Origin of the sequence: Photobacterium proteolyticum (genome assembly GCF_001939735.1) — a bacterium.
Classification (GTDB): domain Bacteria; phylum Pseudomonadota; class Gammaproteobacteria; order Enterobacterales; family Vibrionaceae; genus Photobacterium; species Photobacterium proteolyticum.
The window spans coordinates 1-14,232 of record NZ_MJIL01000069.1 but is presented as its reverse complement, the minus strand read 5'-3'; the positions used below and the strand labels follow the sequence as shown (position 1 = coordinate 14,232).

The 14,232-nt window shown below is 52.2% G+C and carries 10 protein-coding genes, 1 tRNA gene and 1 rRNA gene; 3 read left to right on the top strand and 9 right to left on the bottom strand.

Going from position 1 to position 14,232, the window contains the following annotated elements; translation table 11 throughout:
• Nucleotides 1-13: 13 nt before the first annotated feature.
• The 5 genes from BIT28_RS11110 to BIT28_RS11090 form a co-directional block, all read right to left on the bottom strand.
• The gene (locus BIT28_RS11110) at nt 14-997 is read right to left on the bottom strand and encodes a PstS family phosphate ABC transporter substrate-binding protein (RefSeq protein ID WP_075763614.1); all 984 of its coding nucleotides are present in this window, start codon (nt 995-997) and stop codon (nt 14-16) included.
• Between the two features lie 99 nt (nt 998-1,096).
• A complete protein-coding gene (gene phoR, locus BIT28_RS11105) occupies nt 1,097-2,401 on the bottom strand; it encodes a phosphate regulon sensor histidine kinase PhoR (RefSeq protein ID WP_075763613.1) in 1,305 nt (434 codons plus the stop codon).
• Nucleotides 2,402-2,479: 78 nt separating this feature from the next.
• A complete protein-coding gene (gene phoB, locus BIT28_RS11100; RefSeq protein WP_075763612.1) occupies nt 2,480-3,169 on the bottom strand; it encodes a phosphate regulon transcriptional regulator PhoB in 690 nt (229 codons plus the stop codon).
• A 176-nt stretch (nt 3,170-3,345) separates the two neighbouring features.
• Nucleotides 3,346-7,161 carry an AAA family ATPase gene (locus tag BIT28_RS11095; RefSeq protein ID WP_075763611.1) on the bottom strand — a complete coding sequence of 1,272 codons (3,816 nt, stop codon included), beginning with the start codon at nt 7,159-7,161 and terminating at the stop codon, nt 3,346-3,348.
• Between the two features lie 18 nt (nt 7,162-7,179).
• Nucleotides 7,180-8,424, bottom strand: a complete 1,245-nt coding sequence (locus BIT28_RS11090; protein ID WP_075763610.1) for an exonuclease SbcCD subunit D C-terminal domain-containing protein — start codon at nt 8,422-8,424, stop codon at nt 7,180-7,182.
• Between the two features lie 154 nt (nt 8,425-8,578).
• Here BIT28_RS11090 and rdgC point away from each other — a divergent pair, with 154 nt between their 5' ends.
• The 3 genes from rdgC to BIT28_RS11075 all read left to right on the top strand — a co-directional run bounded on the left by rdgC (nt 8,579) and on the right by BIT28_RS11075 (nt 11,366).
• A complete protein-coding gene (rdgC, locus tag BIT28_RS11085; protein ID WP_175577522.1) occupies nt 8,579-9,490 on the top strand; it encodes a recombination-associated protein RdgC in 912 nt (303 codons plus the stop codon).
• Nucleotides 9,491-9,711: 221 nt separating this feature from the next.
• On the top strand, nt 9,712-11,106 hold the full coding sequence (trhP, locus tag BIT28_RS11080; RefSeq protein ID WP_075763608.1) for a prephenate-dependent tRNA uridine(34) hydroxylase TrhP: 1,395 nt from the start codon (nt 9,712-9,714) through the stop codon (nt 11,104-11,106).
• Nucleotides 11,107-11,111: 5 nt separating this feature from the next.
• Nucleotides 11,112-11,366 (top strand): YfhL family 4Fe-4S dicluster ferredoxin, encoded by a 255-nt coding sequence (locus BIT28_RS11075; protein ID WP_075763607.1) that lies wholly within the window; start codon nt 11,112-11,114, stop codon nt 11,364-11,366.
• A 77-nt stretch (nt 11,367-11,443) separates the two neighbouring features.
• On the opposite strand, the gene mepA is transcribed toward BIT28_RS11075, so the two are convergent.
• The 4 genes from mepA to rrf all read right to left on the bottom strand — a co-directional run bounded on the left by mepA (nt 11,444) and on the right by rrf (nt 14,083).
• The gene (gene mepA, locus BIT28_RS11070; RefSeq protein WP_425439630.1) at nt 11,444-12,271 is read right to left on the bottom strand and encodes a penicillin-insensitive murein endopeptidase; all 828 of its coding nucleotides are present in this window, start codon (nt 12,269-12,271) and stop codon (nt 11,444-11,446) included.
• Between the two features lie 140 nt (nt 12,272-12,411).
• On the bottom strand, nt 12,412-13,392 hold the full coding sequence (locus BIT28_RS11065) for a sugar-binding transcriptional regulator (RefSeq protein WP_075763606.1): 981 nt from the start codon (nt 13,390-13,392) through the stop codon (nt 12,412-12,414).
• Nucleotides 13,393-13,876: 484 nt separating this feature from the next.
• Nucleotides 13,877-13,953 (bottom strand) — tRNA-Asp (locus BIT28_RS11060).
• Nucleotides 13,954-13,967: 14 nt separating this feature from the next.
• Nucleotides 13,968-14,083, bottom strand: a 5S ribosomal RNA gene (gene rrf, locus BIT28_RS11055).
• Between the last annotated feature and the right edge of the window lie 149 nt (nt 14,084-14,232).

The window sequence follows — 14,232 nt, the reverse complement described above, 5'->3', positions numbered from 1 at the left end:
TCGTAAGCTGGGGTTAATCAACCTGAGCGCTGGAAATTAACCCTAGTTGCGCCAAATCAGCCGAAACGATGGCGGCAGAGAGCGGAACATAGCCGTCTTTTTCAACCATATCCTGACCAAAGCGCGAAAGGATGAACTTAATGAACTCAGCCTCCAATTGCGGCATGGGCTTGTTCGGGTGCTTGTTGACATAAATGTACAGGTAACGTGCCAGCGGATAGCTGCCGTTAAGTGAGTTTTCAATCGAGGCTTCAACGTATTCACCCCCCTCTTCCCTGGCAACGGGAATTGCCCGGATCCCCGTGGTTTTATACCCGATGCCCGAGTAACCAATCGAGTTCAGGGAGCTCGATACCGACTGCACGACCGATGCCGAGCCCGGCTGTTCGTTAACATTATTGCGAAAATCCCCTTGGCACAGGGCACGCTGTTTAAAATAGCCATAGGTACCCGACACCGAGTTACGGCCAAATAGCTGAATATCACGATGAGCCCAGTTTCCTTTCAGGCCCAGCTGTCCCCAGCGGGTGATCGGCTCGGTACCACCGCAACGCAGAGTCCGCGAATAGATAGCATCCAGCTGGTTGAAGCTGATCCCCGCCAGCGGGTTATCTTCATGAACAAAAACCGCCAGCGCATCAATCGCCACCCTGACAGCCGTCGGCTGATAGCCGTACTCATGCTCAAACGCCTCGATTTCCTTGGCCTTCATCATCCGGCTCATCGGCCCGAGCTGGGCGGTCGCCTCGGTCAAGGCCGTCGGGGCCGTTGACGAGCCTGCCGCCTGTACTTGCACATTCACATTCGGATATAACCGCTTGAATTCTTCAGACCAATAGGTCATCAGATTAGCAAACGTATCTGAGCCAACCGATGACAAAGTGCCGGAAACACCGCGGACCTTATGGTACTCAGCCAATTCGTCATCGGCCGCAGTAACCGCCAGACTACCGACCAGGGCCAGCAGATATCCAAGTTTACGGTACAGGCTTGTCATAAGTTCAGGTATTCCCTCTCAAGGTAGTGACAACGTTAGAAACAGCAACGACAAAAGCGGCCCGAGGGCCGCTATCTTCAATACATTTTGCTCGCAGGGCTAGGCCGCTTCTGCCACTAACCTTTGCGGAAGTGTAAAGGAGAAGGTACTGCCTTCACCGACAACACTTTCAATTTCCAGCTGCGAATCATGATGGCTCAGGGCATGTTTGACAATTGCCAGCCCCAGGCCGCTACCGCCCGTCTCCCGCGAGCGGGCCTTGTCCACCCGGTAAAAACGCTCTGTCAGACGGTGAATATGCTGCGGCTCAATACCCTCACCACTATCAGTCACTTCCAGACGGGGTCCGGCAGAGGATAAATACCAACGCACCGATACTTTGGCATTTTTCGGAGTGTGTTTCACGGCGTTATAGACAAGATTAGAAATCGCGCTGCGCAGCTGGTCTTCATCGCCCAATACTTTCAATGATTTATCAATATCAAAACTAAACAGATGCTCATCGCCCCCACTCAGGGAGATGGCTTCTTTTTCAAGAATATCAAGCATAGACGGCACATCGATAGTCTCTTCCAACTCAATATTCGGCGCCGCCTCGATTTTGGACAGGGTCAATAGCTGCTCGACAAGCGAGTTCATCCGAAGCAGTTGCTCTGTCATGACGCCGTGCGCCTTATCCCACATCGGGCCAGCCAACATTTCCGGATCTTTCGACATCTCGAGGTAACCCTGCAGCACCGTCATCGGTGTTCGCAGCTCATGGGAAACATTGGCGAAGAAGTTGCGGCGCATGCCCTCAAGCTGCTTGACCTGCGAAACATCCCGCACCACCATCAGGTACTCACCCTCGGTGTAATGCATGATCCTCAGCTCCAGCGTGCGGTCATAATTGAGCGGCGAGGTGATTTCCAGCGGGGTATCAAAAGACTGTTTCGCCAGATAACGTACAAAGTCCGGACTGCGTAGCAGGTTACTGATAGGCTGTCCGGCATCGTCCGGCCAGCGGAACCCCAACAGGTGCTGGGCCAGCTTGTTACACCAGACGATATTGCCTTCACTGCGAAAGACAACGACCGCATCGGGAAGCGACTCCGCCCCGTTGCGGAAGCGGCGGATCAGTGTTGCCAGCTCTTTACGACGGCGACGGTTACGTTGCTGCAGGCGGTAAATACCGTTGAACAAAGGCTCCCAGCTACCCGAGCCGGAAGGGGGGGTCAGGCTACGCTCTTTCCACAGCCAGTCGGACATTTTCAGCTGATTATGAAAATGCCAGATCAACTGGATCCAGGTCGCCACCAGCAAAAACCAGGGCATGTATCCAAAAACCAGACCCAATCCTATCCAGGGCAAGTAGAAAAAGGCCAGTTCCCAGACCAGCTTTTTCCACGACAGCCGTTCAACCATCTACCACTCCATCTCAGCGGAAGCTTTCGCTCGCTCCCGTGTATGTTTCAAGCTCAGTACTAATTCGTTAACCACGACTTACAGACGGGTGGAGAACCGATATCCCGCGCCACGCACCGTCTGTACCATTTTATCGTGTCCACCGGTTTCAAGTGCTTTTCGCAGGCGACGAATATGGACATCGACTGTACGGTCTTCAACGTACACATTGGTTCCCCACACATTGTTCAGCAACTGTTCGCGGCTGTAGACACGTTCCTGATGGGTCATAAAGAAATGCAGCATCTTGAACTCAGTCGGCCCCATATCCAGCGGTTCTTCGTTGGACGTCACGCGGTGAGAAACCGGATCCAGCTTCAGGCCATGTACATCAATCACATCATCCAGCGAAGTGGGGGAGACGCGGCGCATGACGGCCTTCAGGCGAGCCATCAGCTCTTTGGGTGAAAACGGCTTGGTGATATAGTCATCGGCGCCGACTTCAAGGCCACGGACCTTGTCTTCTTCTTCACCACGGGCCGTTAGCATGACCACCGGGATCTGGCGTGTCATTTCATCACGCTTAAGGTGTTTGATCAGGTTGATTCCCGAGCCACCAGGCAACATCCAGTCCAGCAGCACTAGCTCTGGATAAGGTTCACAGATTTTTTCCAGCGCCGTATCATAGTCCTCGGCCTCGATGGCCTCATATCCCTTTTGTTCGAGAACGAAACACAACATCTCGCGGATTGGTGCTTCGTCTTCTACTACAAGAATCCGTCTTACCATAGTGATCTATACCTAGTCGTTGTTGTCTGTCGAGCGTCATTATGTGTTCTTATTATGACACTTTTGTGACCCGACACGATAAAAGCGTCGCCCTGTGTTTAACATTTATGAATGCAACGACTCTCTTATCGTGCCATATCGACACTTTCTATATCAGTGCCTTATCAATCTTCCGCCTAACCTCTGATAGCAATCTTACTTCTGCCGCCCCCCTGTGCCTCGACGGCAACCTGCACCCCGATTCGTTCAACCAGGGTGCCGACATGAGAAATCACCCCGATTTGACGGCCATCCGCCTGAAGGGCATCAAGGCAGGCCAGCGCCATTTCGAGGCTATCCGGATCCAGTGTACCGAAGCCCTCATCAATAAACAGCGATCCCAGTTGGCGGGTATCGGCAGCCAGTGATGCCAGCGCCAGCGCAAGGGCCAGAGATACCAGGAAGCTTTCGCCTCCAGACAGGGATTCAACACTACGGACTTCATCGCCCATGTCATGATCAATCACCTGCAGCGCCAGCGGGCTGCCCGGTACAGGCTGAAGCGCATAGCGAGGAGCAAGATCCTGCAAATGCTCGTTTGCCAGGATCACCAGTTGCTGCAGAGTCAGCCCTTGGGCCAAGGTACGGAACTTGTTGCCGGTGGCCGAACCGATCAGCTCGCTCATCTGTAGCCAGAGTTCAGTCTGTTTTTGCTGGGATGCCAGTTTCTCAGTGAGTTCACCGGCTTGCCTCAAGGCATGCTCGGCTGCTGTTAACCGCTGGCGAAGCTGGAATACTTGCTCATCCAATGCAGTTTTATCCTGCTGCCATTGCTGGCGAACTTCGCTGATCGACTTCACTTCAGTATCAACATCAGCCACCTCGGATTCGTCACCTGGTGCGACCGGCAAACCGATGTGATGCGAGATCAACCACTGACGAGCAATGCCTGCCAGATCGCTATGCTGCTCGACAGCACGCTGACGTTCACTGACGACACTCTGTGCCTGGGTGTTCGCATCGTCGATAGCTTTTAGCTCGCTACGTTCTGTTGCCAGCCACGCCTCATCCTTGCTGAGCAATTGCATCAGCTCATGCTCATTCAGTCCCAGCTTTTCCTGCCAGCCGACCCAGTCGTACACCACCTTTCGGTGCGCTGCCGACGTTTCCTGCTCTTGCTGCTGCAAGCCTTTTAGTGCCGCATCAGCGGCGGCAACGGCCTCGCCCGCCTGACGCTGAGCTTGTTCGGCAGCCGTCAGTTGCTGCTGCGCCTGTGAAAGCATTGCCTGAGCCTGTTGCTCCAGAAGCTGCGTTTCCTGCTCGCCAATTAATTCAACCCGCTGCTGCCAGGTTTGCTGCAGCTGCTTTTGAAGCTGCTCGCCTTTTTGTTGCCATTCTTGCAGTTGCTTTTGGCTGGCAGCCAGGCTGGTTTCCAGCTCGGCCAGTTGCGGAGCCAGCGATATTCGCTCTTGCTCGACCTCCTGCAAGGCTTTCTGGTTTGCCAAATATTGCTCTACCTGCTGCTTGAGCTGCTGGATATATTGTTCGGCACCCTGCTGGTGAAGCATGTCGCGCCACTGCTCACCACCGTGCTGCTCGTTCAGTGCGGCCGCACGTGATGACAGGATCGTCTGCTGAGTCTGCTGCTGAGTATCAATCGACTGCAAGCGCTCCTTCCATTGCGTAGCTGCCTTCTCTAGTTGGTGCTGGTGCTCTTTGATCTCATTTTGTGCCTGTTGCAGTTGTTGCTGCTGGTGCTGCAGCTGACGCCCCAGCTGTAGCTGATGCTGAGCCTGTTCAATCGACTGCTGCAACTGGCGAATGTCGCGATAGGTCTGCTCGGCCTCCTGCTGCCACTGACGTAACTGTTCATTGAGCTGAGAGGCCGATGGCGTCGTCGCCAACTGCTGCTCTACCTCCAGCTGCTTGAACACGGTCAGTAATTGTTCCACCAGCTGATCGCTGTAGTCACGAAAACGAGCCTGTTCGTGTTCAATCACCGTCAGGCGCTGCTGACACTGCGGCAACTGCTGTTGCAGATGACGGCGTTCCCCCTCGCCCGCCTGCAGCTGTTGCTGCAACTCACGCAGGCGCTGTTGCTGACTGTGCAACAAGCCTTCTACCACCGGGTGTTGGTCAACATAGGGATGTTCGAGTGAACCACAAAGCGGACACGGCGAATCCGGCGCTAGCTGACTGCGGTATTCTGTCAGGTTCACTACCGCCATACTCTGTTGCAGCTGCTGCTCGGCTTCTTGATAGCGGGTCTGCAACTCGCCCATTTCCGGCAGGATTTCAGTCAGGCGCTGCTCAATTTTCTGGCTGATCTCACTCAGCTCTTTGTGCTCGGCATTAAGCTTGTCCAGCTGCTCCAATAGCCCTGACCACTCTTTGGTGCCCGCCATGGCCTGGCGCAGCGTATCCAGCTCAACCTGCTTTTCAGCGTAAAGCTTCTGGTTGTCGTTGACAGCCTGTTCAACTGCATCAATATCCAGCGCCGTGAGCTGCTGGTTGATATAACCCAGTTGCTCGTTAACTTCCGCTTGTTGCTGATTCAATACCGCGACATTTCGGTCATGGCTTTGCTGCTCAAAGTGGATCTGTTGCTGCTCGCGGGATAAACGCGTCAGGGTATGGTGGGCAGACAGGTACTGATCCAAGTTATCCAGCACCGGCTGATACTGCTCGGCCACTCCCGCCAGTTCACTGTATTGCTCCAGCATCAGCATTAACTGCTGCTGGCGACGTGCCAACTGCTGCTGTTGCTGCTGCTTTTCAACCAAGGCCTGATGCTGTTGCTGATTTTCCTGCTGAGTCGCCTGAAAATCACGCTCGAGGGCTTCAAGCTGACGCTGGCTGGCCGCTACCTGCTCATCTAAGACCACCGCCTGCTTAAGTTTCGGTGCCAATACTTCCCATCGCTGTTGCTGCTGATGATGGGCCTGTCTGGCTTTTTCCACTTCACCATCAGCATTCAGCAGTTGCTGGCTATCATGGTTTAGCGAAGTCTTTGCTTTCTCCATCGCACTGGTCAGCTTGTTTAGCTGCAGCTGTGTCTGCTGCAACAAGGTAAAATCCCCCCGCGCCGGCTGCGCCTTGGCAATTTGCTCCAGCTGCTGATGACGCGGTGCCGCCTCTTCCATGGCAAGCTGTGCGGCTTGCTGTGCCAGTTGGGCCTCGGAAAACTGGCTATCAAGCTGCACTTTTACATCCAGCGCTTGCTGGTGCTGGCTCAGGGTCGCCAACGCCTCTTCTTTTGCACTCAAAGCCTCACGGGCCTGCTCCAGTTGCTGGTTCAGCTCTGCCTGCTCGGCTTCATCCAGGATCTCGATATCCCCCAGTTGGGCCTGCAGTTGTTCAAGGCGCTGCTTTTCCTCGCGGGCACGCTCATAGGCTGCCACCGACAGGCGGCCATAAATCTCGCCTCCCGTCATTCGCTCAAGTAAAGCTGCACGCTCATCAGCACCGGCTTTGAGGAACGCGGCAAATTCCCCCTGTGGCAGCATCACGGCACGGCGGAACTGCTCAAAGGTCAAGCCGACCAGACGTTCAATTTCCGCTTGCAGCTCTTGCTTCTTGCCTGTAAACCGCTGGCCGGTTTCAAGGTTTTCCAGCCACTGCTCCGATGCCTGGATCCGCCCCTCGGCACGGCCCCGGGCACGGCGAACATGCCAGTGTGCGCGCCAGTGGCTGCCGTCATTGGCGACGAAATCAACCTCGGCAAAGCCTTCAGCCTTGCCGCGTGACAAAATACTGCGAACATCATTAGCCTTAATGCGGCTGGCATCGTCATCGCGACCAATCTCGGCATCATTTTTCTTGTTCGACTGCAACCGGGGGATCCGGTCAAAGAGAGCCAGGCATATGGCATCAAGCAAGGTGGACTTGCCGGCTCCCGTCTTGCCGGTGATGGCAAATAGCCCGGCGTCACCAAGACGCCCATGGGCAAAATCTATCTCGAATTTATGTTGTAAGCTGGCAAGGTTCTCGCCACGTAGCGCTAGAATTTTCATCGTTATTATTCCACTACTCTATTCTGTGACCGTTTCGCTGTCTTCCAGTTGACCAAGCAGACTCTCAAAAGCTGCGGCCATCGCTTCATCCGGCTCGCCGTCATACTTTTTCCCCCAGCTCAAGGCAAACACCTGCTGCGGCGAAACATCTGACAGGCGGCGGTGGCGCAGATCATCCTGTCGCTCCTGCTGCTGGTAGTGCGGGGTGATTTTGGCCAGCCTAATCGCTTTTCCATCCAGTGCGGCGAGCACTTTTTCGCGCAATAATGCCCGAGGCTTATCAAGACGGACATGTACCTCGAGAAACGGCTGCTGCTCGCGAGGGAGATCATCGACCTCCAGAGCCTCAAGCTCTTCCAGCACCTGTTCCAGCGGTGCCGGAGAACGCGGCACTTTTAGCATGTCTACAGCACGTGGGATCGTGATAGGCTCAATATCAATCACTTGGTCGCCATCTAGTTCTACGACCACGACCTGATGCTTATAGTCCCGCTCAGACATCGACAAAGGCAATGGCGAGCCGCTATAGCGAACATGCTCTTTCTTTGCCACCCGCTGCGCCAGGTGCAAATGTCCCAGCGCAACATAGCTAATATCGTCGGCAAAAATGGAGGCCGGCAGTGCATGCTGATTTCCGCCGAGCACGCGACGTTCCGACATTTCGGATAACTTGCCGGAAGCCATAAACGCATGCCCCATACCAATCAGCGCCTGCTGGCTATTTTTCAGCTCCCGGGCAGCCTGCGTCATCTCGGCGTACAGGGTTTCAACACCCTTGATCAAGCGATCATCCTCTTCACTCAGATCGTCTGTTCGCAGGTCTGCACTGCGCAGGAACGGTACCGCCAATACCCAGGCAGTCTGCTCACCCGATCTATTGGTAAGTGGTACCAACATCCGCTGGTGATCCAACTGACCATCTTCACCACGGTGAATTCCACCCACCATGTGCAAATCAAACGCTTTCAGCAGCTCATGCGGCGCATCAAGCTTACTCGGCGAGTCATGGTTACCACCTATCATTACGACATTAAGCTGGGGCATAGTTTTTGCCAGTCGGGCCATAAAGCGATAGAGCATTCGCCAGGCACTTGCCGGCGGGTTTGCGGTATCAAAAATATCGCCCGCAACCAACAGCGCATCGATCTGCTGTTGCTCTAGCGTTTCAGCCAGCCAGTCCAGAAAAGCCTGATGTTCATAGTCACGGCTATAGCCATGCAGCTGATGGCCAAGGTGCCAGTCGGAGGTGTGGAGGATCTTCATTATTGGTGTATATGCCAGTCAGGAAAACTGGATTGATTGTATCGCAATTTTCACCTCGCCCCACCCAATCGCTGATAGAAAAATTGCGACAAAGACAGTGCAATGCAATAAGATTGTCAGCCAAATGCACAACCTAGGATTTGTAACTACCATGATGTGGTTTAAAAACATACTGACCTACCGCTTTACCCGAGAGATCGACCTCAACCCTGATCAGATTGAAAAGCAACTGGAAGAGTTCCGCTTTACCCCTTGTGGTAGCCAAGATGTCCAAAAGTTTGGTTGGGTACACGCGCTGGGTAAGCATGGTGATATGTTTACACACGTAGTAGGCGACAACATCCTTGTCTGCGTACGTAAAGAAGAAAAAATGCTGCCTGCATCGGTCATCAAGGAATCCCTTAATGCCAAGGTTGAAATGCAGGAACAAGAGCAGGGTCGCAAGCTGAAGAAAAGCGAAAAAGACACCATCAAAGATGAAATCGTAATGGACTTACTGCCTCGCGCATTCAGCCGCCACTCGCAAACCTATGCGTTGATCATGCCGAAAGAAGGTTTCATCATCGTTGACGCGGGTAGCTACAAAAAAGCGGAAGACTTATTGGCCCTACTACGTAAATCAATTGGTTCTCTGCCAGTTGTCCCTGTCACGCCAGAAAAGCCAGCTGAACTGACCATGACAGAATGGGTACGTTCAAACACCTCACCAGACGGCTTTACCATGGGTGAAGAAGCTGAACTTAAAGCCATTTTGGAAGACGGTGGCGTGATCCGCTGCAAACAGCAAGACCTAAGCTGTGATGAAATTCTGGCGCACATCGAAGCCGATAAGCTAGTCACTAAACTGGCCCTAAACTGGCAAGATCGTATCGACTTCGTCCTGGAAGCGGATCTTGGTATCAAGCGCCTGAAATTCTCTGATGAAATTAAAGATCAGAATGAAGATATTGACCGCGAAGAAGTCGCTGCACGTATCGATGCCGATTTATCATTGATGTGTGGTGAATTCTCGGCCTTCCTACCAAATGTTTTCGATGTACTGGGCGGCCTGGAAGCAAAAGATTAAAAAACGAGATGGTATAGGCGAGTTCCGAGGGCCATTCTCTCGAAACTCGCCACTTCCTACTCGCTTCTCGATATTCATTCTCGCCTCTCGACACTTTAAACTCGCCTCTTTAATCCGTTTTCGTTGCCTTTGTGGTAGTGATCACAGTAAAATCCCGCCTCACATCCGTATCCCCTACTGATACGGCCTGATTTGGAATCAGACACTGGAATATAAGAGCTATGTTTAAACCTGAATTGTTATCGCCTGCCGGCAGCCTGAAAAACATGCGTTATGCATTCGCATATGGCGCAGATGCTGTCTACGCTGGCCAGCCTCGTTACAGCCTTCGTGTACGTAACAACGAGTTCAACCACGAAAACCTGAAAATCGGTATCGATGAAGCCCACGCACAAGGCAAAAAGCTTTACGTGGTCTGTAACATTCAGCCGCATAACTCTAAGCTTAAAACCTTCATTCGTGACCTGAAACCTATCGTCGACATGGGCCCTGATGCCCTGATCATGTCAGACCCAGGTCTTATCATGATGGTGCGTGAAAACTTCCCGGAAATGCCAATTCACCTGTCTGTACAGGCCAATGCCGTTAACTGGGCAACCGTAAAATTCTGGTCAACCCAAGGTGTTGAGCGCGTTATTCTGTCTCGTGAGCTTTCTCTGGAAGAAATCGAAGAAATCCGTGAGCATTGCCCGGAGACTGAGCTGGAAATCTTTGTACACGGCGCGCTATGCATGGCTTACTCCGGCCGTTGCCTGCTATCTGGCTACATCAACAAGCGTGACCCGAACCAGGGTACTTGTACTAACGCTTGCCGCTGGGAATACAAAACCGAAAAAGCGACCGAAAACGATGCGGGCCAGATTGTTGAAGTTCAAGATGCTGCTGCGGTACAGGTTCAGGAAGTTGATGAGCGTCCTGACAATACGCTTGGTCTGGGTAAACCGACAGACGAAGTCGTATTGCTGAGCGAAGCTCACCGCCCAGAAGAAAAAATGGCGGCTTTCGAAGACGAGCACGGCACTTACATCATGAACTCAAAAGATCTTCGCGCGGTGCAGCACGTTGAGCGTTTGACTAAGATGGGTGTTCACTCCCTGAAAATCGAAGGCCGTACCAAGTCGTTCTACTACTGTGCCCGTACGGCACAGGTGTACCGTAAAGCGATCGACGATGCCGTTGCTGGCAAAGAGTTTGACGAGAGCCTGTTGGGTACGCTGGAAAGCCTGGCGCACCGTGGTTACACCGAAGGCTTCCTACGTCGCCACACTCATGATACTTACCAAAACTATGACTACGGTTATTCTATCTCTGACTCCCAGCAGTTTGTTGGTGAGTTCACCGGTAAACGTCGCGGCGATCTGGCCGAAGTCGAAGTGAAGAACAAGTTCGTTGTCGGTGACAGTCTTGAAGTCATGACACCGAAAGGCAACGTGATCTTCAACCTTGAGATGATGGAAAACCGCAAGTCTGAGTCGATTGATGATGCGAAAGGCAACGGTCACTTCGTCTTTATCCCGGTACCTCAGGATATGGATCTGGATTACGGTCTGCTAATGCGCAACCTCAATACCGGTGAGAATACCCGTAACCCTCACGCACCAAAAGACAGTAAGTAATCGTTATGGCACTACTTATTACCAGTAAGTGCATTAACTGCGACATGTGTGATCCCGAGTGCCCTAACGAGGCGATCACCATGGGCGCAGAGATCTACGAGATCGACCCAGATCGATGCACTGAATGTAAAGGGCACTACGACAAACCGACTTGCCAGTCAGTTTGCCCGATCACCAACTGCATTATTACCGATCCGGAGCATGTCGAGACCGATGACGAACTGCTCGAAAAGTTTGTCACTCTGCAAGGTCTTGCTTAACCACTCAGGTAAGCAATATAGAAAAGCGCCATACGGCGCTTTTTTGTTTTTCAGAACCAACAATTATCTCAGAGCAGCTACTTTCTCAGCAGAGCCAGACATTGATCAGGTGGTTTAGGTGGCTGTTTTTTCTTCTTGGCTTCCTTCTTCTTTTTTGCCTTGTCTGGCTCAGGCTTAGGTTTCCACGAAGCCAACTCTGCACCACAACCATCACCGGCAGGTGGCGCTTTTTGCGGCTTACAATTCGTGTCACCATCCGGGCAGTGTAATCTGACATGAAAATGGTAGTAATGTCCCCACCAGGGGCGCACTTTTCGCAACCAGCCTCGATCAGTCCATTCTCGTTTACAAAGTTGCTCCTTGATGACCGGGTGGACGAATATTCGCGCAACCCGTTCATCGACGGCGGCCAGTTGAACCAGCATGGCCTGTTCTTGCCCCCAGTTGTCCTGGTTAATTTTATAGTCCTTGATATGAACCATCGGCAGCGGCTGAACATCAATGAGCTGCTCTTCAGATAAAGGCCCGTCACTCAGCTTGAGCCAGATATCTGCATCCAGACCAGTTTGATGGCTCGCGTGACCAGAGGAAAAACGCCCACCACGTGGCATGGCGATATCTCCCACCAGTAACTGGCCGAGTTCAAGCTGACGTGTTTTTTTCGAAAGATCATGAAGAAACTGAATCATGTCCTGATGGCCGTAATAACGCCCGCGATGAGAGCGCATGACCTGATAGCCATCTCCCTGCAACGGCAGGTTTTCGCCACCTGCCAGGCAACCGTTATTATAGGTACCAATAGATTCCGACTTACCCGTACTAGGGGAGCTGATACTCTCCCACGGGCTAGCCACAACAAATTGAAGTGGCAACAACCACAGCAACAATAACCATGCAATTCTCAACGCGATACCCTTGAACTAGAAAAGGTGGAAAAAGCTAGCCTCATGCCATTAGAAAAGCATAGCAACCAATTTTCAGCCACGCCTAAACAACAAAGGCTGCAATAATGCAGCCTTTGGCAAAACAACGGATTACCCTGAAATTACTTCATCTGCTGATCAAGGTTCAGAATTGTTAGTGCGTTACTCACACTGGTTGCCAGTACATCCACAACCCCGGAACGCAATGCGCCCAGCAAGGCCAGCGCCTTACTGTTTTCAGCGGCAGTAACGACGACCGTCGGAATATGGCGCAGCTCTTCCATACTCAAACCAATCACACGATCACTCATCATGGTGTCGGCTTTCTGTCCCTGGCTATCAAAGAAGTCATAACCTGCAATATCACCGACAACACCCCGGCGAATACGGGCCTCAACAATCTCCTGTGGTGTGAACCAGCCCAGCTTAACCATATGGCTGTTCTCGTTCATATCCCCCACCCCGACCAAAGCAACATCAGCACGGCGGGCACGGTCTAGTGTTTCCTTAACCGTACCGTTTTTCATGAAAGCTTCTTTTACCTTGATGTCTTCAACATACGCTGGCGCATACAAGGTTTCACTGATGCCATCATACTTCTTGGCGAGTTGGCGACAGATATGGTCGGCATTAATGGCATTTCCCGAGCGGTGAGTACCACCAATCCCACACACAAAACGACATTTGCGATGCGGCACAACCCCAACATGGTTGGCAATCGTGGCAATGTTCCTGCCCTGTCCCACCGTCACAACCATGTCATCAGTCAGAGTGGATGCCAAATAGCTAGAAACTAAACTCGCGACTTGCTGACGCTGGGTTTCATCGTCCGGCTGATCCAAAGCAATCAGAGCACGCTTAAGGTTGAACCTTTCTATCAGCTGCTGCTCAAGCTTTTCGCTGAAAACTGGGTGGTACTTAACGGTGATCTCAACCACCCCTTCATCACGGGCCCTTCGCAGTAAACGTCCGACCTTAGCACGAGACATCCCGAACTTTTTCGAGATCTCCTCCTGCGTCGCTCCGTCCTGATAGTAAGCAATGGCAATCTCCGTCAGCAGATCGCTATCAACATGTGTATTGTCATTGGTGGTTACTGTCATCACCTTTCCCTTCATGCTCTGCATGCTTTAACCATACCGGGATCTTACCCTGAAGCCCTCTCTGGTGCGAGCTGCAACCTGCGTTTTGCTGTACAACTTTAAGTAACATGGTAACCCAAAAGCTGCTCATTTTGATCTTTCGGATTTTAAACTCCAATCAATACATATAACTCATTGAAAAATAGGGTGTTATATCTTGTGCAGCTTTTTGCCCATTATATTCCTTAAGCTCTATAACCTGTACAGTAAAACCGTTGGTATGGTAAGAAATATAGAAAGGTATTGCAGATTATATCGTTGGACTGTTCGAGCGAAGGGCGAACATAACCTTCAGATATGAAAAAAGCCCCGTCTTTCGACGAGGCTTCTTAATAAGTGGCGGAGCGGCCGGGCTTGCGCACAAGCGGGACTCATTCGCCCGCAGGGCGAACATATCTTAAAGACGTAAAAAAGCCCGAGTCTTTCGACTCGGGCTTAGTATGACTGGCGGAGTGGACGGGACTCGAACCCGCGACCCCCGGCGTGACAGGCCGGTATTCTAACCAACTGAACTACCACTCCGCACTAAATTGGAAGCCTGGCGATGTCCTACTCTCACATGGGGAGACCCCACACTACCATCGGCGCTATTACGTTTCACTACTGAGTTCGGCATGGGATCAGGTGGGTCCATAATGCTATGGTCGCCAAGCAAATTCGTTTATCTTACGTCATTGACGGAAGATACAATCTTGGAAAGTAACTAGTTATTCTCGCGCTTACATTCAAGCGTATGTGGAGTCCGCTAAAACCCCTTGGGTGTTGTATGGTTAAGCCTCACGGGCAATTAGTACAGGTTAG

Coding starts and splice junctions, on each gene's coding strand:
- BIT28_RS11110 (WP_075763614.1), bottom strand. CDS start 997: ATGACAAGCCTGTACCGTAAACTTGGATATCTGCTGGCCCTGGTCGGT.
- phoR (WP_075763613.1), bottom strand. CDS start 2,401: ATGGTTGAACGGCTGTCGTGGAAAAAGCTGGTCTGGGAACTGGCCTTT.
- phoB (WP_075763612.1), bottom strand. CDS start 3,169: ATGGTAAGACGGATTCTTGTAGTAGAAGACGAAGCACCAATCCGCGAG.
- BIT28_RS11095 (WP_075763611.1), bottom strand. CDS start 7,161: ATGAAAATTCTAGCGCTACGTGGCGAGAACCTTGCCAGCTTACAACAT.
- BIT28_RS11090 (WP_075763610.1), bottom strand. CDS start 8,424: ATGAAGATCCTCCACACCTCCGACTGGCACCTTGGCCATCAGCTGCAT.
- rdgC (WP_175577522.1), top strand. CDS start 8,579: ATGTGGTTTAAAAACATACTGACCTACCGCTTTACCCGAGAGATCGAC.
- trhP (WP_075763608.1), top strand. CDS start 9,712: ATGTTTAAACCTGAATTGTTATCGCCTGCCGGCAGCCTGAAAAACATG.
- BIT28_RS11075 (WP_075763607.1), top strand. CDS start 11,112: ATGGCACTACTTATTACCAGTAAGTGCATTAACTGCGACATGTGTGAT.
- BIT28_RS11065 (WP_075763606.1), bottom strand. CDS start 13,392: ATGACAGTAACCACCAATGACAATACACATGTTGATAGCGATCTGCTG.